This is a genomic window from Microbacterium sp. USTB-Y, assembly GCF_023703415.1.
Taxonomy (GTDB): Bacteria; Actinomycetota; Actinomycetes; order Actinomycetales; family Microbacteriaceae; genus Microbacterium.
On record NZ_JAGMTU010000001.1, the window covers coordinates 572,633 to 595,081 of the forward strand.

The window sequence follows — 22,449 nt, forward strand, 5'->3', positions numbered from 1 at the left end:
ACACTCGAAGCGTCAAGCGCTGGGAAGCCCATGGATGACGACCCGATCACGTTCCCCGATGTGCCGCGGCTGGAGCTCGAGAAGACCATCGCGGATCTGATGTCGCGCGCCCAGCACGTGCTCACGGCCCAGGGACGGCTGCGCGCACTGCTCAGCGCCACCCGCGTGGTGAGCGAGGACCTCGACCTCGACGCGGTGCTGCGCAGGATCGTCGGGGCGGCGATCGAACTCGTCGGCGCCCGCTACGGCGCCCTCGGCGTGATCGACGACGAGGGGCTCCTGGAACGCTTCATCCACGAGGGCATCCCCTCCGAGGTCGTGCAGGAGATCGGAGCGCCGCCGACGGGACACGGGCTGCTCGGCGCCGTGATCGAGGCGGGGAAGACCATCCGGATCCCGCGGATCGCGGACGATCCGCGGTCGGTCGGCTTCCCGGAGCACCATCCGCCGATGGACGCCTTCCTGGGAGTGCCGATCCGCATCAGGGGCCGGACCTTCGGCAACCTGTATCTGACGGATCCGGAGAAGGACCTCTTCTCCGACGACGATCAGGAGATCATCGAGGCCCTGGCGACGACCGCCGGTGTCGCCATCGAGAACGCGCGCCTGTTCGCGGAGACCCGCCGGCGCGAGCGACTGGGCACCGCGCTGTCGGGGGTGACCGCCGCCCTGCTCTCACCCGACGCCGGCGATGCCCTCGCGATCGTCGCCGAGGCCGTGGCCACCGTCGTGCCGACCGAGCTCGTCGCGATCATCACCCCCGGTGACGACGACCGTCTGCGCATCGACATCGCGCGCGGCGCGGGCGGCGCCGCCATCGAGGGGACACACTACCCCGCCGCCGGCGCCCTCGCCGCCCGCGCGATCGAAGAGGGCCGGCTGATCGTGGAGCATCTGCCGGATCCGGCGGACGCCGTCGTCCGGCCGTTCGGGCACACGGTCGCCGTGCCTCTGGTCGTCGGCGGCGACGCGGTCGGTGCGCTCTGCGTCTCCCGCAGCAGCTCCACGTACACCCGCATGGAGCTCGACACGATCTCGGACTTCGCCTCGCAGGCGGGCATCGCCGTATCCCTGGCGCGGGCCAGGGAGCAGCGCCAGCGGCTCGATCTCGTCGAGGACCGCAGTCGCATCGCCCGCGACCTGCACGACCACGTGATCCAGCGGCTGTTCGCGACAGCCCTCGGTCTCCAGGCCCTCGCGGCGGCGCACCCCGCCCAGGCCGAGGCGCTGGAACGGCACATCGAAGAGCTCGACGCGACCATCACCGACATCCGCACCGCGATCTTCGCGCTGCGGACGCAGGCGACCACGGGTCCGGGACTGCGCGGACGGCTGCTCGCGCTCGTCTCGGGCGCGACGCCGCGACCGCGGATGACGTTCGCGGGGCCCGTCGACCTCCTCGTCACGGGGGCGCTCGCCGACGACCTGACCGCCGTGATCCGGGAGTCCCTCGCGAACGTGACCCGGCACGCCCGCGCGCAGTCGGCCTCCGTCGCGGTGCTCGTCTCGGAGACCGACGTCGTCGTGACCGTCGAGGACGACGGCGTGGGCCTGCCCGAGAACGCCCCCCGCAGCGGCACCGCGAACCTCGAGGCACGCGCGGAGCGGCACGGCGGACGCTGCGTCGTCGAGAACCGCACCGCGGGCGGCACCCGGGTGCGGTGGTCCGTGCCGCTGCCCGCCTGAGACCTGCTCCCGGGACGTCGAGAGCGCCCCGCGGGACCTTGGACCCGGATCGCGCCGGTCCGCGGCGCGACGATCGCGGCCATGGACACGTCATCTTCCCCCTCGGCGAAGCAGCTCGGTCTTCCCGCTGCATCCGCACTCGTCATCGGCTCGGTGATCGGCACCGGCGTCTTCGGCCTGCCCTCGGCCCTCGCCGCGTACGGCCCCATCAGCCTCGTCGCCTTCGTGCTGGTCACGGTCGGCGCGATCGCCCTCGCGATCGTCTTCGGCCGCCTGACGGCCCGCGTCCCCGGATCCGGCGGACCCTACGTCTACGCCAGAGAGGCGTTCGGCGAGTTCGCGGGCTTCCTCAACGCGTGGTCGTACTGGCTGAGCGCGTGGGCGGGCAACGCCGCGATCGTCGTCGCGCTCACCGGCTACGTCGAAGTCTTCGTCAACACCGACCATCAGATCGGCTGGTCGATCGTCATCGCGGTCGCGTGCCTCTGGATCCCGGTCGCCATCAACGCGATGGGACTGCGCAGCATGGGCGGGGCGCAGGTGGTCTTCACCGTCCTGAAGATCATTCCGCTCGCCGCGATCGCCGTGCTCGGGCTGTTCTTCCTGAACCCGGCGAACTTCGGATCCTTCAACTCCTCCGGCGCCGACGGCTGGTCGGCTCTGGCCGGCGCAGGAGCCATCGCCCTGTTCGCGTTCATCGGCATGGAAACGGCATCGGTCGCCGCCGGTCGCGTACGCGATCCGAAGCGCAACGTCCCCCGGGCGACGGTCTACGGCACCCTGATCAGCGGCATCGTCTACATCCTCGGCACACTCGCGGTGTTCGGCACCGTCAGCAACGCGCGCCTGCGGACGTCGACCGCTCCGTTCAGCGACGCCGCGGATGCGATCTTCTCCGGAACGTGGGCGGGGCAGGTCATCGCGGTCGTCGCGATCGTCTCGGGACTCGGCTGCCTGGTGGGCTGGACCTTCATCGTGGGCGAGATGCCGCAGGCCGCGGCTCGGGAAGGGCTCTTCCCGAGCGTGTTCGGGCGCGAGCACCGCGGGATGCCGCTCGTGGGGATCATCTCCTCGACCGTGCTCGCGACCGCCCTCACCGTCCTCGCATACACGAGCTTCGCCCAGGTGTTCACGATGGTCGTGCTGCTGACGGTCTTCACCGTGGTGGTCCCCTACCTCTTCTCGGCGGCGGCGCAGCTGTACTGGCTCGTCACCAAGGCTCGCGCGGTCTCCTGGCCGCATCTGGGCAGGGATCTCGTGGTCACGGTGCTCGCGCTCGCCTTCTCGTTCTGGTCCCTCATCGGCACGGGCGCGGAGGCCTCCTTCTACGGCGCTGTCGCGTTCCTGCTCGGCGTTCCGCTGTACATCTGGATGAAGGCGTCCCATCGGCGTCACGGCGCCGTGGATCCGGATCCCTGGGAGCACGGGATCCCCGACGACGTCCAGCACGCGCACTCCTCCGAGCTGTCCGCGTCCATCGCACGAGGAGCGCGCTCATGAGCGTCCCCGCCGTCTCCCCGTCCCCGGTACGCGAGAGCATCGCCGCGGCCGAGCTCGGCGTGCACTCGGAGGTCGGCGTCCTCCGTCAGGTGATCGTGCACCGCCCCGGACGCGAGCTCGACCGGCTCACTCCCGGCAACTGCCGGGAGCTGCTCTTCGACGACGTGCTGTGGGGCACGCGCGCCCGTGCCGAGCACGATGCGTTCGCGGAGGTCCTGCGCTCGCACGGCGTGGTCGTCCACGAGTTCCAGACGCTCCTGGCCGAGGCGCTCGCGGTCCCGGCCGCACGGACGGATCTCCTGGGCACGCTCTGCACGCCGGAGCGCTTCGGCCCCGCCCTCGCCCCGCTGGTGCGCGAGCGGCTGCAGGCGCAGCCCGCGGCCGCCCTCGCCGAGATGATGATCGGCGGCATCGCCTTCGACGAGCTCGAGATCGCGCCGACGGACAGCCTGCTGTGGCAGACGCGGGAGCACAGCGGGTTCCTGCTCCCGCCGCTGCCGAACACCCTGTTCCCGCGCGACAGCTCCGCCTGGGTGTATCGAGGCGTCGCGGTGACCGTGATGGCTCGCGCCGCGCGCACCCGCGAGACGGAGAACGCGAGGATCATCTACGACTACCACCCGCTGTTCCGGCAGCCCATGATCAACCGCTACGACGACGGGCTCCGGACTCTCGCCCCTCTCGAGGGGGGCGACGTGCACGTGCTCGGTCACGGCGTCGTCCTCATCGGGATGGGCGAGCGAACGGCCCCGGCAGCGGTGGAGATCCTGGCTCAGGAGCTCTTCCGCTCCGGTCAGGCGCGTCGCGTCATCGCCGTCCCGATCCCCCGGGCGCACGCCATGATGCACCTCGACACCCTCATGACGATGCTCGACGAGCGCACGTTCATCCTGTCCTCGGCGCTGGACCCCGCCCGGCTGGACGGCCACATGATCTCGCCCGATGAGGGCGACGACCGTCTGGCGATCGGCCCGGCGCTCCCGCTTCGCCACCTGCTCGGCGAGACCCTCGGCGTGGAGGGGCTGCGCCTGCTCACGACGGAGCAGGACGCCCGCGCCGCCGAGCGCGAGCAGTGGGACGACGCGAACAACTTCCTCGCCGTCGCACCGGGCGTCGTGATCGGGTACGACCGCAACGTCGCGACCAACACGATGCTCCGGCGGAACGGGATCGAGGTGATCACGATCGGCGGCAGCGAGCTCGGGCGGGGCCGAGGCGGATCCCGATGCATGTCGTGCCCGATCCAGCGCGATTCGGCCGGGCTGTGAACGCGACGACGGCGCCGGACGCCCCTCGTCACCTCCGCAAGGACAGCGACCTGTCCGCCGCGGAGGTGGAGACGCTCCTGTCCCTGGCCCGCACGGTGAAAGCGGCCGGGCGCACGGGTCTCGCCCCGCACCTCGCCGGCCGCCTGATCGCGCTGCTGTTCGAGAAGCCCTCGACACGCACGAGGGCGGCGTTCGAGACGGCGGCGCACGCCCTCGGCGCGCACTGCACGTACATCGACCCCGCGAGCAGCCATCTGGGCGACAGCGAATCCGTCGAGGACACCGGCCGCGTGCTGGGGCGCTACTACGACGCGATCGCGTTCCGGGGCTTCGCCCAGGGCTCCGTCGAGACGCTCGCGAACCACGCCGGCGTGCCCGTGTGGAACGCGCTCACCGACACCTGGCACCCGACGCAGGCGCTCGCCGATCTGCTCACGATCGAGGAGCATCATGATCCCGCCGGGCCGCCCGCCCGGGTGTGCTTCGCGGGCGACGGCAGGGACAACGTCGTGCACAGCCTGCTCGTCAGCGGGGCGATGCGCGGGATGGATCTGCGGATCGCCTGTCCCGGAGCCCTCTCCCCCGAGCCCGGGATCGTCGCGATCGCCCAGGAGCGCGCGGCGCAGTCCGGAGGACGGATCCTCATCACCGAGGACGTCGGCGACGCGATCAGGGATGCCGACTTCGTCTACGCCGACGTGTGGCTGAGCATGGGCGAGGACCGCGGCGCCTGGGAGGACAGGATCCGCCTGCTCCGTCCCTATCGCGTCGACCGCCCGCTCCTCGAGCGCAGCGGGAACCCCGACGTCCGCTTCCTGCACTGCCTGCCCTCGACCCACGACCGCCGGTCGGCGCTGGGCGATCAGCTGTTCCGCCTCACCGGCCTCGAGGGCATGGAGGTCAGCGACGATGTGTTCCGCTCGTCCGCATCCCTGGTGTTCGACCAGGCGGAGAACCGGCGCCACACCATCGCCGCCGTGATGCTGCACAGCCTCGCCGAGGGTGCGCCGGGGATCGAGGAGCGATGAGGCTGGTGGTCGCGCTCGGCGGCAACGCGCTGCTGCACCGCGGCGAGCGCCCGGAGGCGTCCGCGCAGTCGGCGCGCCTCGCCGCCGTGGCTCCGGCCCTCGCGCGCCTGGCCGACGCTCACGAGCTCGTGCTGGTGCATGGCAACGGACCCCAGGTGGGGCTCCTCGCACGCGAGTCCGCCGAGGATCCGGTGCTCGGCGCACCCTACCCGCTGGGGCTGCTCAGCGCGGCGACCCAGGGCATGATCGGCTCGCTGCTGCAGGTGGCCCTGCGCAGCGCCGGGACGACCATGCCGGTGTCCACCCTCGTCACCCATGTCCTCGTCGACCCGGAGGATCCCGAGATGCACCGCCCCGAGAAGCTCATCGGCGCCGTGTACGACGAGCGCCGGGCACGTGCCCTGGCGAAGACGCACGGATGGAGCATCGCCGCCGACGGCGGCGGGTGGCGTCGCGTCGTCCCCTCACCGCGCCCGAGGAGGATCCTCGAGCTCGACGACGCCCGCACCCTGCTCGGCGCCGGAAGGACGGTGATCCTGGGCGGCGGAGGCGGCGTGCCGGTCATCGAGGACGCCGGCGGCCTCCGGACGATCGACGCGGTCATCGACAAGGACCGCACCGCCGCGCTGATCGCGCAGCAGCTGGACGCCGAACTCCTGGCCATCCTCACCGACGTCCCAGGGGTGATCGCCGACTACGGATCGCCGGAGGCGACCGTGCTGCCCGAGCTCACCCCCGCCACGGCCACCGCACTCGATCTGCCTTCGGGCTCGATGGGGCCGAAGGTCGATGCGGCGTCGGAGTTCGCGCTGGCCACCGGCAGGTCAGCGGTCATCGGGCCGCTCGAACATGCGGAGGACGTCGTGGCGGGGATCCTCGGCACCCGGATCCGGTCCCGCCCGTGAACGACGGCTCACCGGGTGACCAAAGTCCCGGTCCGGGCGGTCCACGGGGTGTTGTCTCACTGCATGAGCGCAACGCTGACATTCCTCGGAGCGACCGACACGGTCACCGGATCCCGCTACCTCGTCGACACGGGACGGAGCCGGATCCTGATCGACTGCGGGCTGTTCCAGGGGTACAAGTCCCTGCGGGAGCGTAACTGGGCGCGCTTCCCCGTGGAACCGTCGAGCATCGACGCCGTCGTCATCACGCACGCGCATCTGGATCACACCGGCTACCTGCCGGCGCTCGTGCGCGACGGCTTCGACGGCGAGATCCACAGCACCACCGGCACGGCCGAACTCAGCACCCTCGTGCTGCCGGACAGCGGCCGACTGCAGGAGGAGCAGGCCTCCTACGCGGAGCGCCGGCACAGCTCGAAGCATGCGCACCCTCTGCCCCTGTACACCGAGAGCGACGCGATGGCGGCGCTCGAGCACTTCGCCCCGCATCCGTTCGACGCCGTCGTCGAGGTCGGCGACGCCCGCGTCTCGTTCGTCCCGGCAGGGCACATCCTGGGCGCGGCGCAGGTGCTGCTGGAGGTGGACGGCACCCGCGTGCACTTCACCGGCGATCTCGGGCGCACCGACGATCCGCTGATGCGACCGCCGCGAGCGCTCGAGGCGACCGACGTCCTCGTGGCGGAGTCGACGTACGGCGACCGGACGCACCCCGGCGTCGACGCGGAGGAGGCGCTCGCCGACATCATCACCCGGGTCTGCGCCCGCGGCGGGGTCGTGCTGCTGCCCGCCTTCGCGATCGGCCGGGCGGAGTCGCTGCTGCTGCACCTCAGCCGTCTGCGCACCGCCGGGCGGATCCCGCAGGTGCCGCTGTTCCTGAACAGCCCCATGGCGGTCAGCGCGGCCGAGATGTACGCCCGCCACCCGGAGGAGCACCGCATCGCACCCGACGAGTTCCGCCGCATGTACGAGACGGCGACCCTGGTGCGCAGCGTCGAGGACTCCAAGGCGCTCAACACCCGCGGCGGCCCCGCGATCATCATCTCCGCGAGCGGCATGCTCGAGGGCGGACGGATCCTGCACCACCTCGCCTCGTACGGACCGGATCCGCGCAACGCGATCGTCCTGACCGGATTCCAGGCCGGCGGCACACGCGGCGACGCACTGCAGCGCGGCGAGCGCACCCTGCGCATCTACGGGCAGGACATCCCCATCCTCGCCGAGGTGCACTCGCTCGAGATGATGTCGGCGCACGCGGATGCGGGCCAGATCGTCGAGTGGATGCGCACCGCACCCGAGGCCCCCGCGCAGGTCTTCCTCACGCACGGGGAGCCTACGGCCGCGGATGCGCTGCGCCGGCGGATCCGGCGGGATCTCGACTGGAACGTGCGGGTGCCTCGGCTGGAGGAGGTCGTCCCGCTGGGCGGGTTCGGACGCACGAAGGGCGCGACGGCGGAGGGCGCGACGGCGCCGGAGCCCTCCGTCCGCGGTGCGGAGGGCGAAGCCCGCGGTGCGAAGGACGCACGCGGTGCGGAGGATGCCCGCGGCGCGGAGGCCGCCCGCGGCGAGCGTGCGCCCGCAGCCTCCCCGGCCCCCGCGGCAGCGGTGGACGGGGCGCAGGCGCCGGCCGCGACGATGCGCGCCGCGGTCGTCTCGTCGTTCACGGAGCCCATCGCGGTGCAGGAGGTGCCCGTGCCCGTCCCCGGCCCCGGCCAGGTGCTCGTGCGCATCGAGATGAGCGGCCTCTGTCACACCGACATCCATGCGGCGCACGGCGACTGGCCGGTCAAGCCGTCGCTGCCCTTCATCCCCGGGCACGAGGGCATCGGCCGCGTCGACGGGCTCGGCGCCGGCGTCTCCGCCCCCGCGATCGGCACGCGGGTCGCGCTCGCCTGGCTCGGATCCGCGTGCGGATCCTGCCGGTACTGCGTGACCGGGCGCGAGAACCTCTGCCTCGCGCAGAAGAACACCGGGTACGCGGTGAACGGCGCGCACGCCGAGTACGCGGTCGTCGACGCCCGCTTCGCGGTGCCCGTCCCCGAATCGGTGACCTCCCTCGATGCCGCCCCGCTCACCTGCGCGGGCGTGACCACCTATGCGGCGATCAAGGCCGCGCGGGTGACCCCGTCCGAGCGCGTCGCGGTGTTCGGGATCGGCGGGCTCGGCCATCTCGCGATCCAGTACGCGCGGCTGGTCGGGGCGGAGGTGATCGCCGTGGACGTGAGCGAGGAGAAGCTGAAGCTCGCCACGATGCTCGGCGCCGACCACGTCGTCGACGCCGCGAAGTCGGATCCCGTGGAGGCGATCAGAGCCCTCGGCGGCGCGGACGCGTGCATCGTGCTCGCCGTCGCCCCCGCCGTGTTCGACCAGTCGTACCGGGCCCTCGCCCGCGGCGGGCGGCTCGTGCTCGTGTCCCTGCCGAAGGACGGCAGCCTGACGTTCCCGGTCTTCGACACGGTGCTGAACGGCATCGAGATCATCGGATCCATCGTCGGCACCAGGGCGGATCTCGCCGAGGTCTTCCGGCTGCACGCGCTCGGACGCACGACCGTCGTCGCCCAGACGCGGGACCTGTCCACGGCGGCCGCGTCGATGCAGGAGGTGCTGGACGGGTCCGTGCCCGCCCGCCTCGTCTTCGACTTCGACGTCGAGGACGCGGACTGACGCACGATGACGGCGGACCGACAGGAGGCCGGGATGAGCTCGGACGGAGGCCGGCCGGCGCCGAACGCGTACGTGGTGCACCCGGCCGAACTGCGCGCCGCGCCGACGTCGGCCGTCACCCGCTTCAACACCCGCCTCGCCGTGAGGATCACGGCCGTGATGGGATCCATGTGGTCGGCCTACGCGTTCGCCCTGCTCTCCCTGCTCTCCCTGCCCGCGATCCTCGTCGCGTTCTCCCCGGGGCTGAGGTCGTGGTTCCCGTCGTGGATCGTGACGACGAGCATGATCACGCTCATCGCCTGGATCTCGCAGAACTTCCTGCAGCTCGTCCTGCTGCCGGTGATCATGGTCGGCCAGAACGTCATCCAGTCCCAGCAGGATGCGAAGGCGGAGGCGGATCACCGCACCCTCACCTATCTCACCAATCTGCAGCAGGAGCAGCTGCGCCTGCTCGCCGGGCAGCGGGAGGTGCTGGAGCGGCTGGACGCCGAGAAGCGATCCGAGCGCGCAGAGCCGAGCCCGGATCGCGGGGGCGGACCGGGGTGACTTTCGTCCCGACGTCCGCGTGCGCACCGAGGGAACGTAGGGGTCATGGACACGATCGCGAACCGGATCATCGTCGGCGTCGACGGATCGGACTCCTCCGTCGCCACCCTGCGCTACGCCGCGCGGATCGCCGACGCCCTGGACCTGCCGCTGGAGGCCGTGACGACCTGGCACTACTCGTCGGCGACGGAGGCCAGGGTCATGATGGACTGGACGCCCGACGAGGACGCGAAGGACACTCTGGCCGACGCCGTCGGCCGCGCCTTCGGAGATGCTCCGCCCGCCCGTCTCGTCCGCACCGTGGCCGCAGGACCTCCGGCGCGGACACTGATCGAGATGAGCCGGGCCTGCGAGATGCTCGTCGTCGGCGATCGCGGGCACGGCGGTTTCGTCGGCCTCCTGCTCGGCTCGGTCAGCGCCGCCTGCGTCCGCCACGCGCACTCCCCCGTCCTCGTCGTCCGCCCGCATGCTCCTCACGCGGAGGGCTGAGTCTCACGCGGAGGACTGAGCCTCACGCGGAGGGCTGAGCGCGCCGCCCGGTCGCGCCCGCCCACGGGCCTCGACCCCGGCTCCGGCTCCGAGTCCGGCTCTGGCTCCGGCTCCGGCTCCGGCTCCGGCTCCGGGTGACTTTCGTCCCGCCGGGGGACGCCGGCAGGGAGGAGCCTCGGGTCATGGACACCATCGACACCCACCGGATCATCGTCGGCATCGACGGATCGGACTCCTCCGTCGCGGCCCTGCGCTACGCCGCCCGCCTCGCGGACGCGCTCGACGTCCCCCTCGAAGCCGTCACCACCTGGTACTACTCGTCGATCACCGGCGCGGAACTCGTGGTGGAGTGGACGCCCGAGATCGTCGCGGAGGACACGCTGTCCACGACGATCGACCGCGCCTTCGGCGACACCCCGCCCTCTCGCCTGACGCGCACCGTCGTCGGCGGCATGCCGGCGGCGACGCTGATCGAGATGAGCCGGAGCTGCGAGATGCTCGTCGTCGGCAACCGCGGGCACGGCGGTTTCGTCGGTCTCCTGCTCGGCTCGGTCAGCGCCGCCTGCGTCCGCCACGCGCACTCCCCCGTCCTCGTCGTCCGCCCCCAGGACGGCCGGGCCGACAGCGAGACCGAGGTGTCGTCATGATGCTGTACGGCTACGACGGCTTCTGGTCGCTGACCTGGACGATGTTCGCGATCGTCGCGTTCGCCGCCTACCTGTTCGCGCTGTTCGCGGTGGTCGCCGACCTGTTCCGGGACCACACGCTCGGCGGCGTCGCGAAAGCGCTGTGGGTGATCGGACTCGTCTTCGTCCCGCTCGTGGCGCTGCTCGCGTACCTGATCTTCCGCGGACCGGGCATGCAGGCCCGCGCGAACCGGGAGGCGGAGCAGCGGTGGCGCGCCACCGACGACTTCCTGCGCCGGATGCCCCACGCGAGCACGCCCGCCGAGGAGATCTCCCGGGCCAAGGCGCTCCGCGACGACGGCACGATCACCGAGGCCGAGTTCGAGACCCTGAAGGCGCGGGCGCTCTCCTCTCCGGCCCCTGCTCCGGCCGCAGAGACCTGGAAGCAGCACCCCGCCGCGTCGTGAGGGGGCGAGCGGGAGGGGGCGGCGCGGCTTCGGGTGGGCGACCTGTTGTGATCATCCCAACCAGCGATATCAAGCGCGTCCTGGCGGCCAGAAGAGCCGCACGCGATCTCGGACGAGCCGGAGGGCGCGTTGTCACAGCGTTGAGCTCGTCTTCCAGATCTTGTAGGTCCAGAGCGAGTTCGGATCCAGGGTCGCGGTAGTGAAGAGGGCGGTGAGACTCGCTTCGTTCGGGAGCGTGCCGTAGATCGTTCGTGAGAATCCGGGATTGTGGATGCGGGCAGCGCTGCTGACGCTGTTGCCGATAGTCGACTGCACCGTCCACGATCCCGTCCCAGACCACATGCCGGCGCCGGGGATGCTTGCGACCTGGACCGTGCTGGAGATGTAGTTCGGGCTTGTCGAGGGGTACGGGTGAGCCTCTCGGATCATGTAGAACGTGTCCCGGGTCGTCGAGTAGACGATGTCGAAGTTGTTGAGGTAGTCCTGTGCGCCGTTGAGATCAGTAAGACCGGTGGTCTGAATGGTGTGCCGGCCGCTGACGACGGGGGTGCCGGTGGCGAAGCTGACCTGCGCGAAGTTCCCCGTCGAGTCTGCCGGGTTGCTGGTGTAGCCCGAGGTCCAGGTCAGCACGACGGTTCCGGCGTTGGGATCGATCGTCGTGACGCTGGGCTGGCCTTCGCCCCAGAGGGAGGTCGCCTTCGAGGAATCGAAGGCGATGACGGGATTCGGGTACTTCACCCATGGCCCGTCGAGCGACGAGGAGAAGGCCACCCCGATCTGGTTATGGCAAGAACAATCGGCGTCGTTTCCCGTGTAGAACAACGCGTAGCTGTAACCGAAGCCGGAGATCGTCGCGTTCACGGCGACGACGGAAGGGTCGCAGTTGTGAAACGAGTCCCACCCGGATCCACTGCCCGCGAGCACCGATGCACTAGAGATCTGGGTCGAGCCGTTGAGTCTGGTCTCGAAGATGTCGTCGCGAATGGTCCCGGAGCTCCGACTCTGGCAGCTCCACATCCGATCGGTGGTGCCGGGGACCAGGTCGGGCGCGTAACTGTAAGCGGTCGTCTGAACGGTCGTCGGATCGTACTCCAGGGTGGGCGTCGACCAGGTGAGGCTGGCGTTCGCGGCGGGCGCCGAGCCGAGGACAAGCCCGGCGGCGATGAGCATGGTCACGACCCTGCGTCGGCCAGTGAATCCCTGACGGATGTGGTGCGACATCTTTGTCCCTTCCGCTTCCAACGTCTGGAAGCTGGAGTGGATGCTACCCGGGTAGACCATGGGGAACAAGATGTTGCGCCGAAGCACTTCCCGTGGATAAGGTCGTCATGTCTACCCGGGTAGATCTCTCCGCCTCGATCAAAGGAAGCAGGCCCCGTGGAAACGATGGCTTCGTTCGCGCTCGACACCGATATCGGCACCGACGTCGACGATCTTCTCGCCCTGGCGATGGTCCTCGGCTCGCCCGAGCTGTCCGTCTCCGAGATCGTCACCGCGTACGGGGACGTCGCGTTGCGTGCCAGGATCGCGGCGAAGGTCTACGCCGTGCTCGGAATCGCCGCACCGCCGATCGTTCCCGGGCTCGCCGAGACTCTGTCCGGGCGCCCAGTGTGGTGGCCGGGTCACGAAGGTGAGACCATCTCCGACCTCGCCGACCAGGTCTTCACCGAGGGCAGGGACGCAATCGCCGACTTGAGCGGCACGGCGACGATCGCCGCGATCGCGCCCCTCGCGAACGTCGCGGCGGCGCTGCGGCAGCCCCATTCCGTGCGGCAGATCGTGCTCATGGGAGGCGAATTCCAGCAGGGCATCGTCGAGCACAACATCCGCTGCGACGTCACCGCAGCCCAGGAGGTGTTCGGCTCGACCGCCGAGGTCCTCGCCGTGGGCCTCGACCAGACCGAGCGAGTGCGCCTGTATGCCGACGATCGTGACCGGATCACTGCCGCTGGTCCGCTCGGTGCACTGATCGGCGCCGAGATGCGCCGGTTCTGGGAGTTCGCCGATCAAAGCCACAACACGCCGCATGACCCTGTCGCCATCCTCGCACTGGCCCGCCATGACCTCTATCAGACGGCACGCGGCCGGATCACGGTCGACGACGACGGCCTCACCATGTTCTCCGCCGACGAGGCGGGGCCGCACCGGATCGTCACCGATCTGGACGTTGACGGCGTCAAGGATGAGATCGTCCGACGGATCCTCACCGCCGCCGCGGCCCCCGCAGACGCGGCCTGATCGCTTCCCTCCCCCTCCCACCCGAACCCCTTGCACAACACTCGAAGAGGAGTATCCCGAATGTCCACACGCACGAACCGCGTCATCGCCGCCGGTGCGCTGACGCTGGCCGCCGCACTCGCCATCACCGGCTGCAGTTCCGCAGGCGCTGATGGTGGCGGCGGCACCGAAAAGATCACCATCACCTTCGCCAATGCCGATCCGTCGGCGACCTGGGACAAGGTCATCAAGGGATTCGAGAAGGCGAATCCGAACATCATGGTCAAGCAGCTCAACATCCCGTACGCCCAGTACACCTCGACGATCAACCAGCGCATGGGCCAGGGCGGCGGCGGGATCGACGCGTTCGTGGTCGATGCGGGAGGGGCGATCGTCGACTGGCAGAAGCGCGGCTATCTCGCGGACATCAGCGACCTGAGGTCGGATGCCGAGGCCGCCGCGGTCAGCAAGGACATGGTTCAGGCGCGGGAGGTAGATGGCAAGCTATACGCACTCGAGCCCTGGACGACCTCCCAGTTCCTCTATTACAACAAGTCGATCCTCGACAAGGCCGGCGTGACCGCACCGGGCGACGACCCGTCGAAGCCGTGGACGTATGAGGAGCTCACGGCGGCGGCACAGAAGGTCAAGGATGCCGGCGCCGCCGAGTATCCGTTCCTGTTCGACCAGTGGGACAGCTACTACCAGTTCCAGATGGTCGCGGCATCCGCGGGCGGAGGCGACGGGATCTCCGCCGAGGGCAAGGTCGACTTCACCAATGCGGGATGGCAGAAGGCCCTCACCTGGTACCACGACCTGTTCACCAGCGGCATCTCGCCCCGCGGCATCACGAACGACAAGAACGGCGCGCTCTTCCAGACCGGGAAGGCCGCGTTCATGATCTCCGGCCCGTGGGGCGCCGGCGTCGCCGCACAGGGCAAGATCGACTTCGGCATCGCGGCGGCACCGTACTTCGACGGCGGGAAGAAGGCCACCTCGACCGACTCCTGGGGGATCGCGCTGTCCGCGAAGTCGAAGCAGGCCGACGCCGCGAAGAAGTTCCTCCGCTATGCGGTGATCGATCCGAAGGGGAACGCCCTGTCCGCCGAGGTCGCGGGCATCACTCCGACGAACAAGGAGGCCTTCGCCGACTATGTGAAGACGATCGACGCGAGCAGCGGAGCAGCGACGGCGAAGTTCGGCGACATCATGGAGTACGAGCTGCAGAACAGCGCCGTGCACCGCCCCAACGTCGTCGGATACAGCGTGTTCGAGCCCGGCACCAACCAGATGCTCTCGGACATCCGCAATGGCTCCGACCCGTCATCGCGCGCGAAGCAGGCCGGAGACGACATCTCCGCGCAGATCAGTCGGCTGAAGTAACGCATGTCCGCACCTCGCACTGAGACGGAGGCGGTGACCCTTCCCCGGGTCGCCGCCTCCGGCACGCGTCGCCGCACCACGCGCCGCGGTGCCACGCTTCTCGCCTTCGCCCTACTCACGCCGGCCCTGCTGGCACTGATCGTCATGCGGGTCGTCCCCCTCATCGCCGCCGTGTCGCAGTCGTTCCAGCACACGTCGCTCGGAAGCGGTACCTCCGCGTTCGACGGCCTCGCCAACTACGGCTATCTGTTCGGAGATCCCGGCTTCCACGCCACCCTGCTCGTCACGCTGGTGTTCAACCTCATCCTGAACCCGGTCATCGTGATCCTGGCCACCGCGCTAGCCCTCCTGACCGTCAAGAACATCCCGCTCGTCGGCCTGTGGCGATCGCTGATCTTCGTGCCCGCCGCGGTGCCTGGAGCCGTGGTCGCCCTGATCTGGAGCACCGCCCTCCAACCCGACGGCCTCGTCAACGCGATACTGAAAAGCCTCGGGCTGCCCGCGCAGCCCTTCCTCACCTCCGCCAACCAGGCGGCGTTCTCCATCGGGATCATGGTGACCTGGGGCGCCCTCGGGTACTGGATGATCTTCATCATCGCCGGGCTCAAGGACATCCCGGAATCGCTCTATGAGGCGGCTGCTCTCGACGGCGCGGGCTGGTGGCGGAAGTTGTTCGCCATCACCCTGCCGCTGCTGAAGCGGCCGATGGCGTTCGTGCTCATCGCCTGCACCGTGGGTTCGTTCCTGCTGTTCGCGCCCGTTCAGCTGCTCACCAAGGGTGGCCCCAACGGCGCTACGAACCTCATCATGTACGACATCTTCAACCGCACCTACCTTCTCAACGACATCGGGGTGGGGCAGGCCGAGGTGGTGGTGCTGATGGTGATCCTCGCGATCGTCGTCGCGATTCAGTTCCGCATGCTGAGAGACGAGGACTCATGAGGAAGAACCGCACTGGCACCATCGTCCTCACCTGCGCGGCGGCTCTCGCCGCGATCGCGGTCTTCCTGCCACTCTGGTGGGTCTTCGCGTCGTCACTCCGGCCAGGCAACACCTACGTGAAGTACACCTCGCCGCTGTCCTGGCTTGCCTTCATCCCGATCGGCGGCGACTTCTCGAACTATGTCAACCTGCTTCAGGGGCCATTCGTGCTTGGCCTCGTGAACAGCTTCATCGTGGCGGGAGCGACCATCCTGTTCGGACTCGCGATCGCGATCCCCGCCGCGTACGCGCTCGCGACGATCGACTTCCCGGGCAAGAAGATCGTGTTCAGCTTCATCATCCTCGTCGCCATGGTCCCGTTCGACGCGATCGCGATCCCGCTGTCCGGGCTCTTCCAGAACTGGGGGCTCTCCGATTCGTACGCGGGACTCATCCTCCCGGCTCTCGCGAACGGCTTCGCCATCTTCGTGCTACGCCAGTTCTTCCTCGGGATCCCCGGCGAACTTCTCGACGCGGCCGAGGTCGACGGCCTCGGGCGCTTCGCGACCCTCTGGTACATCGTGCTGCCGCTGTCGCGGCCGGCGATGATCGGAGCGGCGATGATGCTCTTCCTCTCGCAGTGGGCGGCCTATCTCTGGCCACTGCTGATCGGCACCTCCCCGGAGAGGCAGCTCGCCCCGATCGCATTGGCGAACCTCAGCACGATGTTCACGGTCGATCTCGGTCAGATCCTCGCCGGATCGTTCGTGCTGAGCATCATCCCGATGATCCTGCTGCTGTTCTTCCAGAAGCAGTACACGGAGTCGCTCTCGACCACCGGGCTCAAGGGATGAGCCGCCGGATCGCGGTCGTCGGGTCGCTCAACGTCGACCGGATGCTGCGGGTGCCTCGTCTGCCCGCCCCGGGCGAGACGACTGCTGCCACGGGACGCTCGCTGTCACCGGGAGGGAAGGGAGCGAACCAGGCCGTGGCGGCCGCGCTCCTCGGCGCCGACGTCAGCCTCATTGGCGCGGTGGGCGACGACGCGGAAGGCCGGTTCCTCGTCGACGCCGTTGCCACCCAGGGGGTGGACGCCTCCGGCGTCATGACGGTCCCGGATCCGACGGGGGAAGCCACCATCCTCGTCGACGACGGTGCGGAGAACCTCATCGTCGTCAACGGCGGAGCCAATCTCGCGCTCGATCCGGAGCACGTGCGGTCGCGCCTCTCGGGCTTCGACATCATCGTGGCGGGCTTCGAGGTGAGCGATCCGGTAGTCGAAGCCGCCGCCGAGGCCGCGCTCCGCCAGGACGCCGTCTTCATCCTCAACCCATCGCCCTATCGCGACCTCCCCGCGATCGTGCGGGAGGCCCGCCTGGTCCTGATCGTCAACGAGCAGGAGTACGCCCAGGCGCGAGACGCTGAAGGAACGCTCTCCGACAGCGCGATCATCGTCGTCACGCGGGGGGCGCGAGGAGCCGCGATCCAGAGGCCGAGCGGCGGTCGTCCGCAGAAGGTGCCGGCGCCCCGCGTCACCGCGGTCGACACGAGCGGATGCGGCGACGCCTTCGCCGGGGCTCTGGCTGCCGCTCTCGCCCACGGCGACTCCTTGGAGGACGCAGTGCGACTCGGCACCAGGGTCGGGGCGTATGCGGCCACGCGGCCTGGCACGCAGACGTCGTATCCGACCGGGGAGGACCTGTCAGTTCCCGCCGCGGGGTGACCCCATCGCCCCACATCCGCACGACGCCCGGATCACCAGACGAACGGGGATCCGGGCGTCATCGATCTCGCTCGCGGGGTCCAGGGTCGTCTGCAGCGCCTTGCGGGCGATCTCGGCGATGGGCTGCTCGATCGCCGTCAGCGGCGGATCGCTGTAGACCGCGTCCTCGGTGCCGTCGAAGGAGATCACGGCGAGATCCTCGGGCACGCGGATGCCACGTTCCCGGGCCGCGGCAAGCAAGCCGAGTGCCTGCACGTCCGACGCCACGAACACGGCATCGGGGCGGTTTTCCCCGTCGAGTAGCGTCCCGCCGGCGGCATATCCGGCTGCGCGACTGAACTCGGTCGTGATCAGCATGTCAGGTTCGAGCGGTACCCGGGCGGAGCGCAGCGCGTATTCCCAGCCCGCCCGACGCCGGTCGGCGCCCGGGCTCCCCGGGATGCCGCCGAGATGAGCGACTCGACGACGCCCGTGCCAGAGCAGATGCTCCACGGCGAGACGGGCGCCGCCTTCGTTGTCGATGACGATCGAGCGCTGCTGGGTCTGCCTGCGCTGATCGAGGTAGACGATCGGTATGCCGCCGACGTCGACCGCGGAATCAGGGTCGAGGCTCACCACGATGAGCCCGTCGATCTGGTGGCTGGCGAGGGATTCGATCTGCGCTCGCTCACGGTCGATCGAGTTGCTGGAGTCGCCGAGCACGAGGGCATAGCCCGCGGTGAACGCCTGATCCGACAGTTCTCGCGCCAGGGCACCGAAGTACGTGTTCCCGACGTCGGGGACGATCAGCCCCACAGCGTTCGACCGCCTCAACGACAGCGCCCTGGCCACGGCGTTCGGACGGTAGTCCAGATCCCGCATCGCCTCGAGCACACGCTCACGGGTCGTGGACGCGACCGGGCGAGGGCCGCCGTTGACCACATAGCTGACGACGGCAGTACTCACGCCGGCACGTCGTGCGACATCTGCCCGCGTCGCGTGAAAACGCACGGGCGTGATCGAAGCCTCGTCTGAGATGGCCGCCTCCTCGAGCTCTGCCCCGAGCCTACCTACACCGAAGGACTCGCCAATAGACAGAGTTCCGTCGCTGACCAGCCCTATGCTGCAGCCGGGCTCTGGGCCGGATCTTCGGGTGGGCGACCCTATGAATCCACCCAGACCGTGACCAAACCGTTGCTTTCGTTACCCCGCCGTTATACAGTGATCGCACGGTGAAAGTTTGCTGTGGCTCTCATCGCATGTGATTGCAGGACACTCTTGGTGCAAGGGACAAAGGCCGGTCGGAAGCCTCTCCGACCGGCCTTCTCTCATGCTCGCGCCGGACGTCCGCGGCGGCGGATATCCTGAGGCGATGAGCGATCGGAAGCTTGCCCTCTCGGCCTGGGAGAGCCTCTTCCGCGCCCAGCACGAGATCTTCACGGAGATGTCCAACGACTTCGACGGCGCCGAGCTGTCCGCCGCCGAGTACGACGTCCTGCTCACCGTGACGCGATGCGCGAGCCACACCGCGCGCCTGCGCGAGGTCACCGCGAACATGCTGATCAGCCAGCCGAGCGTCTCCCGTCTGGTGGACCGGATGGTGGCCCGCGGGCTGCTGGAGAAGTGCCCCGACCCCGACGACGGGCGCGGCTCGCTCGTGCACGCGACTGAAGCCGGCACCCGGGCGTTCCGTCAGCTGGCGACGGTGCACGGCCGCTCGATCGCCGAGCGCATGTCGACCCTCGACGACGACGAGCTGCGCACGCTGACGACGCTCGCGGAGAAGCTCCGCGCACGCTGAGCGGGCCTGCGTGAGAGACGCTCCCGCACGGCACGATCCACACAGCAGGACACTCCGACGAGTTCTCCACAGACTTCGTAGATAGGTACGAAGGTCGTCGCGGATCCGCATAGAGTCGAGGCATGACCGAACACCTCCACCCTTTGCACGAGGCGCTGCAGCGTCTCGATGAGGCGTGGAACGGCGCGGAACATGCCGACGACCTCACCCGGGCCCAGTTGGTGGCCGTGACGGAGGCGCTCGGGCTGCTGCACCGGCGTTCCGGAGCGATGCTCGCCGAGGTCGCGGCCTGCGTCGCGCGCGAGTCCCGCACCGAGCTGGGCGCGGATTCGCTGGCGAAGCAGAACGGGTTCCGCAACGCGGCGCAGCTGATCGCGACCACGACCGGCGCGACGACCGGCGACGCATCCCGCCTGGTGAAGGTCGGCGAGGCCACAGCGCCCCGTATCGGCCTCACCGGCGAGCGCACACCGGCGAAGTATCCCGCAGCTCAGCGCGCCCTGGCCGCCGGCACCCTGAGCCCCCAGGCCGTAGCGGCCATCATCTGCCTCCTCGACCGGGTGCGCTTCGCGCTCGGCCCCGTCCGCACCGCCGAGGCCGAGCAGTCGCTCGTCGAGCGTGCCGCCGGTCTGTCCCTGGACGACGTGCGCCGTATGGTCACCCGCGCCGAGGCGTGGCTGCATCCGGACGGCGTCGCCCCGCGGGAGCAGGAGCAGCGCGCCCGCCAATCGCTGTCGATCTTCGAGCGCGACGGTCGGATCCACCTCGACGGCGACTTCGACGCCGCACACGGGGCCCCCATCGTCGCCGCGGTGAACGGCTACGTGTCGGCGCTGTTCGCCGCGCAGAAGACCCAGCTCGATCCGGGCTCGCCCGATGCCGATCACCGCTCGGTCGCCGCGCTGCGTGCCGAAGCACTGAGCGCGATCTGCGCCCATGCCCTCGGTTGCGAGAACGAGGCGCCCGCCCTCGCGGGCGCGACCGTCGTGGTCCGCGTCGACCTGAAGGACCTGACCGACGGCACCGGCTACGCCACCGTCGACGGATCCGACCTCCCCCTGAGCATCGCCACGACCCGGCAGCTCGCCGCGAGCGGCGGAGTCATCCCGTGCGTGCTCGGCACCGACCGGGAGATCCTCGACTACGGCCGGGAGCTCCGGTTCTTCACGAAGACGCAGCGCCTGGCCCTCGCCGAACGAGACGGAGGCTGTGCGATGTGCGGACTCCCGCCGTCGATGACCCGCGCCCATCACATCCGCTGGTGGAAACGCGATGCAGGTCCGACGAACCTCGAGAACGGGATCCTGCTCTGCGAGAGCTGCCATCACCGGATCCACGATAACGACTGGGAGATCCGAATCGAGGGCAAGGGCCGGCACAGCCGCGTCTGGTTCATCCCACCGCCGCACGTGGATCCGGCGCGCACGCCGCGCGCCGGAGGGAGGGCCCGCTTCGACCTCGCCGCCTGACCTCGCCGCCTGACCTCGCCGCCTGAGCTCGCCGCCTGAGCTCAGCCCGCAGACCCGGCCGTTCCCGGCTGTTTCATAGGGTCTGGCATAGTCGTTCATGACGCCCTCTCGGGCGACCGGAGAACACAGGAGTGCATATGGATCCCGCCACCCTCATCGGGTTGCTCATCATCATCGGCGTCGCGATCGTCGCCGTCGTCATCGTCCTGCTGGTGGTGCTCCTGCTCGCACGCAGCTGGATCAAGGTCGCCCGGGCCGATGAGGCGCTGGTCATCTCCGGCCGCAAGCAGAAGGTGCAGCGCACGACCGTCTCCGCCGACGGATCCACGCGCCCCGAGATCGAGGAGTCCCCGGTCACGGTCATCGTGAACGGCAAGTCGCTGGTCAACCCCATCACGCAGCGGCACGAGGTCATCTCGCTGCGCTCCCGCCAGGTGCTGTTGAACGCCGAGGCCCAGTCCTTCGACAACGTCACCCTCAACGTCGACGGCGTCGCGATCGTGAAGATCGGGTCGAATCCGCTTTTCGTGCGCCGCGCCGCGGAGCGCTTCGCCTCGCAGGACAAGGCGATCGAGCAGTTCACCACCGAGCAGCTCGAAGGCGCCCTGCGCGGCATCGTCGCCACGCTCTCGGTCGTCGAGCTCATGCGCGAACGGAAGAAGTTCTCCGACCAGATCGCCGCCGACGTCTCGCAGGAGCTCGCCGAGCAGGGCCTCATCCTGGACTCGTTCCAGATCAAGGGCATCACCGACAAGGTCGGCTACATCCAGTCCCTCGGCGCCCCGGAGATCCAGGCGAAGCGGCAGGCGGCCGAGATCGCGCAGACCAACGCCGACCGTGCGATCAACCAGAAGTTCATCGCCAACCAGGAGGCGAACCTCGTCGAGCAGACCGCGCTCGACACCAACACCGCGAACGCCGCCGCAGGCGTCGGCCGGGCCCGCGCCGAGGCCGAGCAGGCCGAGCAGCTCGCCCGCGCGCAGTCCGAGCAGGCGGTGCTGCAGCAGCAGGCCGAGAACAAGCAGGCCCAGCTCGACGCCGACGTCAAGCGCGTCGCCGACGCCCAGCGCTACGAGGCTGAGACCCGCGCCCAGGCCGAGCTGTACACCCGCGAGCGCGCGGCCGAGGCCGCCGCGATCGAGCAGGTCAAGCAGGCCGAGGCGTCCACCCGCATCGCCGAGCAGCAGGCGCAGTCCGACAAGGCCCGCGCCGACGGCGAGGCGGCCGCCGCGGTCGCCAAGGCCACCGGTCAGGCCACCTCGCTGCGCGCCCAGGCCGATGCCGAGGCCGAGGCCCGCCGCGTCCGCGCCACGGCGGAGGCCGAGGCGATCCGCGCCGAGGGTGAGGCCCGCGCTGCCGCCGTCGAGGCGGAGGCGAAGGCCATCGCCTCGAACCAGGAGGCGTTCCTCTCACAGCGCGTGCTCGAGGTGCTGCCGTCGATCATGGCGGAGTTCGCCAAGGGCTACTCCACGATCGGCAACGTGTCGATCATCGGCGGCTCCGGCGACGACGGCGCGTCCAGCGTGGTCGGCGGCGACAACGCCAAGGCCCTCCGCAGCGTGTTCGACAGCGTGCACGCCGCGACCGGGCTCGACCTCGCCGGCATCATCCAGGGGCAGGCCGTCGGCCGCGGCTTCGGCGCGGGCGTCGCCCAGGCCGAGCCGCACCAGCCGGCCGTCCGCAACGCCGCACCCGCGCACGCGGACGAGGCGACCGAGTAGACCCCGCCCTCGCGAACGGCGCTCGGATCCCCCCGGATCCGGGCGCCGTTCCCGTTTCG

Annotated in this window: 19 protein-coding genes and 2 pseudogenes; 19 read left to right on the forward strand and 2 right to left on the reverse strand. The window is 69.8% G+C overall.

Translation table 11 applies throughout. From position 1 onward, the window contains the following. Positions 1 to 30: 30 nt before the first annotated feature. From J8G10_RS02625 to J8G10_RS02675, 11 genes and pseudogenes are all read left to right on the forward strand, one after another. Positions 31 to 1,686, forward strand: a complete 1,656-nt coding sequence (locus tag J8G10_RS02625) for a GAF domain-containing protein (RefSeq protein WP_251439011.1) — start codon at positions 31 to 33, stop codon at positions 1,684 to 1,686. An 81-nt stretch (positions 1,687 to 1,767) separates the two neighbouring features. Continuing rightward, positions 1,768 to 3,186: an amino acid permease gene (locus J8G10_RS02630; RefSeq protein ID WP_251439013.1), complete on the forward strand. Its 1,419-nt coding sequence runs from the start codon at positions 1,768 to 1,770 to the stop codon at positions 3,184 to 3,186. Then, positions 3,183 to 4,454: an arginine deiminase gene (locus tag J8G10_RS02635; RefSeq protein WP_251439014.1), complete on the forward strand. Its 1,272-nt coding sequence runs from the start codon at positions 3,183 to 3,185 to the stop codon at positions 4,452 to 4,454. The genes J8G10_RS02630 and J8G10_RS02635 overlap by 4 nt, the downstream gene beginning before the upstream one ends. After that, entirely contained in the window at positions 4,451 to 5,482 is a 1,032-nt protein-coding gene (gene argF, locus J8G10_RS02640) for an ornithine carbamoyltransferase (RefSeq protein WP_251439016.1), read from the forward strand. Before J8G10_RS02635 ends, argF begins: the two co-directional genes overlap by 4 nt. Further along, a complete protein-coding gene (locus J8G10_RS02645; protein ID WP_251439024.1) occupies positions 5,479 to 6,387 on the forward strand; it encodes a carbamate kinase in 909 nt (302 codons plus the stop codon). The genes argF and J8G10_RS02645 overlap by 4 nt, the downstream gene beginning before the upstream one ends. Positions 6,388 to 6,450: 63 nt before the next feature. Continuing rightward, a pseudogene (locus J8G10_RS19620) lies at positions 6,451 to 7,806 on the forward strand (MBL fold metallo-hydrolase RNA specificity domain-containing protein); the annotation flags it as partial. A gap of 294 nt (positions 7,807 to 8,100) precedes the next feature. Next, positions 8,101 to 9,048: pseudogene (locus J8G10_RS19625) on the forward strand (zinc-dependent alcohol dehydrogenase); the annotation flags it as partial. A 33-nt stretch (positions 9,049 to 9,081) separates the two neighbouring features. Next, positions 9,082 to 9,594 (forward strand): hypothetical protein, encoded by a 513-nt coding sequence (locus J8G10_RS02660; protein ID WP_251439027.1) that lies wholly within the window; start codon positions 9,082 to 9,084, stop codon positions 9,592 to 9,594. Between the two features lie 45 nt (positions 9,595 to 9,639). Next, the gene (locus J8G10_RS02665) at positions 9,640 to 10,083 is read left to right on the forward strand and encodes a universal stress protein (protein WP_251439029.1); all 444 of its coding nucleotides are present in this window, start codon (positions 9,640 to 9,642) and stop codon (positions 10,081 to 10,083) included. Positions 10,084 to 10,265: 182 nt separating this feature from the next. Next, the gene (locus J8G10_RS02670) at positions 10,266 to 10,730 is read left to right on the forward strand and encodes a universal stress protein (RefSeq protein WP_251439031.1); all 465 of its coding nucleotides are present in this window, start codon (positions 10,266 to 10,268) and stop codon (positions 10,728 to 10,730) included. Further along, positions 10,727 to 11,176, forward strand: a complete 450-nt coding sequence (locus tag J8G10_RS02675) for an SHOCT domain-containing protein (protein WP_251439032.1) — start codon at positions 10,727 to 10,729, stop codon at positions 11,174 to 11,176. The genes J8G10_RS02670 and J8G10_RS02675 overlap by 4 nt, the downstream gene beginning before the upstream one ends. A 132-nt stretch (positions 11,177 to 11,308) precedes the next feature. Here the strand turns inward: J8G10_RS02675 and J8G10_RS02680 are convergent, their stop codons facing one another. Next, positions 11,309 to 12,352 (reverse strand): hypothetical protein, encoded by a 1,044-nt coding sequence (locus tag J8G10_RS02680; RefSeq protein ID WP_251439034.1) that lies wholly within the window; start codon positions 12,350 to 12,352, stop codon positions 11,309 to 11,311. Between the two features lie 210 nt (positions 12,353 to 12,562). On the opposite strand from J8G10_RS02680, the gene J8G10_RS02685 reads away from it, so the two are divergent. The 5 genes from J8G10_RS02685 to J8G10_RS02705 are packed head-to-tail and all read left to right on the forward strand — an operon-like array spanning position 12,563 to position 17,420. Next, complete coding sequence (locus J8G10_RS02685) at positions 12,563 to 13,414, forward strand: nucleoside hydrolase (protein WP_251439382.1); 852 nt, start codon at positions 12,563 to 12,565, stop codon at positions 13,412 to 13,414. 60 nt (positions 13,415 to 13,474) lie between these two features. Beyond that, complete coding sequence (locus tag J8G10_RS02690) at positions 13,475 to 14,776, forward strand: ABC transporter substrate-binding protein (RefSeq protein WP_251439036.1); 1,302 nt, start codon at positions 13,475 to 13,477, stop codon at positions 14,774 to 14,776. A 33-nt stretch (positions 14,777 to 14,809) separates the two neighbouring features. Next, positions 14,810 to 15,718, forward strand: coding sequence for a carbohydrate ABC transporter permease (locus J8G10_RS02695; protein ID WP_251439037.1), 909 nt, complete (start codon positions 14,810 to 14,812; stop codon positions 15,716 to 15,718). Next, positions 15,715 to 16,551 (forward strand): carbohydrate ABC transporter permease, encoded by an 837-nt coding sequence (locus J8G10_RS02700; protein WP_251439039.1) that lies wholly within the window; start codon positions 15,715 to 15,717, stop codon positions 16,549 to 16,551. The genes J8G10_RS02695 and J8G10_RS02700 overlap by 4 nt, the downstream gene beginning before the upstream one ends. Then, positions 16,548 to 17,420 carry a ribokinase gene (locus tag J8G10_RS02705; RefSeq protein ID WP_251439041.1) on the forward strand — a complete coding sequence of 291 codons (873 nt, stop codon included), beginning with the start codon at positions 16,548 to 16,550 and terminating at the stop codon, positions 17,418 to 17,420. Before J8G10_RS02700 ends, J8G10_RS02705 begins: the two co-directional genes overlap by 4 nt. On the opposite strand, the gene J8G10_RS02710 is transcribed toward J8G10_RS02705, so the two are convergent. Continuing rightward, positions 17,400 to 18,410, reverse strand: coding sequence for a LacI family DNA-binding transcriptional regulator (locus J8G10_RS02710; RefSeq protein WP_292885744.1), 1,011 nt, complete (start codon positions 18,408 to 18,410; stop codon positions 17,400 to 17,402). The two genes, J8G10_RS02705 and J8G10_RS02710, sit on opposite strands and share 21 nt — an antisense overlap. Positions 18,411 to 18,771: 361 nt before the next feature. Between J8G10_RS02710 and J8G10_RS02715 the strand changes: the two genes are divergently transcribed. From J8G10_RS02715 to J8G10_RS02725, 3 genes are all read left to right on the forward strand, one after another. Continuing rightward, positions 18,772 to 19,200: a MarR family winged helix-turn-helix transcriptional regulator gene (locus J8G10_RS02715; RefSeq protein WP_251439044.1), complete on the forward strand. Its 429-nt coding sequence runs from the start codon at positions 18,772 to 18,774 to the stop codon at positions 19,198 to 19,200. A gap of 122 nt (positions 19,201 to 19,322) precedes the next feature. After that, positions 19,323 to 20,669, forward strand: a complete 1,347-nt coding sequence (locus J8G10_RS02720; RefSeq protein ID WP_251439046.1) for an HNH endonuclease signature motif containing protein — start codon at positions 19,323 to 19,325, stop codon at positions 20,667 to 20,669. Positions 20,670 to 20,806: 137 nt separating this feature from the next. Further along, positions 20,807 to 22,390: an SPFH domain-containing protein gene (locus J8G10_RS02725; RefSeq protein ID WP_251439048.1), complete on the forward strand. Its 1,584-nt coding sequence runs from the start codon at positions 20,807 to 20,809 to the stop codon at positions 22,388 to 22,390. Positions 22,391 to 22,449 lie beyond the last annotated feature (59 nt).

Coding starts and splice junctions, on each gene's coding strand:
- J8G10_RS02625 (WP_251439011.1), top strand. CDS start 31: ATGGATGACGACCCGATCACGTTCCCCGATGTGCCGCGGCTGGAGCTC.
- J8G10_RS02630 (WP_251439013.1), top strand. CDS start 1,768: ATGGACACGTCATCTTCCCCCTCGGCGAAGCAGCTCGGTCTTCCCGCT.
- J8G10_RS02635 (WP_251439014.1), top strand. CDS start 3,183: ATGAGCGTCCCCGCCGTCTCCCCGTCCCCGGTACGCGAGAGCATCGCC.
- J8G10_RS02645 (WP_251439024.1), top strand. CDS start 5,479: ATGAGGCTGGTGGTCGCGCTCGGCGGCAACGCGCTGCTGCACCGCGGC.
- J8G10_RS02660 (WP_251439027.1), top strand. CDS start 9,082: ATGAGCTCGGACGGAGGCCGGCCGGCGCCGAACGCGTACGTGGTGCAC.
- J8G10_RS02665 (WP_251439029.1), top strand. CDS start 9,640: ATGGACACGATCGCGAACCGGATCATCGTCGGCGTCGACGGATCGGAC.
- J8G10_RS02670 (WP_251439031.1), top strand. CDS start 10,266: ATGGACACCATCGACACCCACCGGATCATCGTCGGCATCGACGGATCG.
- J8G10_RS02675 (WP_251439032.1), top strand. CDS start 10,727: ATGATGCTGTACGGCTACGACGGCTTCTGGTCGCTGACCTGGACGATG.
- J8G10_RS02685 (WP_251439382.1), top strand. CDS start 12,563: ATGGCTTCGTTCGCGCTCGACACCGATATCGGCACCGACGTCGACGAT.
- J8G10_RS02690 (WP_251439036.1), top strand. CDS start 13,475: ATGTCCACACGCACGAACCGCGTCATCGCCGCCGGTGCGCTGACGCTG.
- J8G10_RS02700 (WP_251439039.1), top strand. CDS start 15,715: ATGAGGAAGAACCGCACTGGCACCATCGTCCTCACCTGCGCGGCGGCT.
- J8G10_RS02705 (WP_251439041.1), top strand. CDS start 16,548: ATGAGCCGCCGGATCGCGGTCGTCGGGTCGCTCAACGTCGACCGGATG.
- J8G10_RS02715 (WP_251439044.1), top strand. CDS start 18,772: ATGAGCGATCGGAAGCTTGCCCTCTCGGCCTGGGAGAGCCTCTTCCGC.
- J8G10_RS02720 (WP_251439046.1), top strand. CDS start 19,323: ATGACCGAACACCTCCACCCTTTGCACGAGGCGCTGCAGCGTCTCGAT.
- J8G10_RS02725 (WP_251439048.1), top strand. CDS start 20,807: ATGGATCCCGCCACCCTCATCGGGTTGCTCATCATCATCGGCGTCGCG.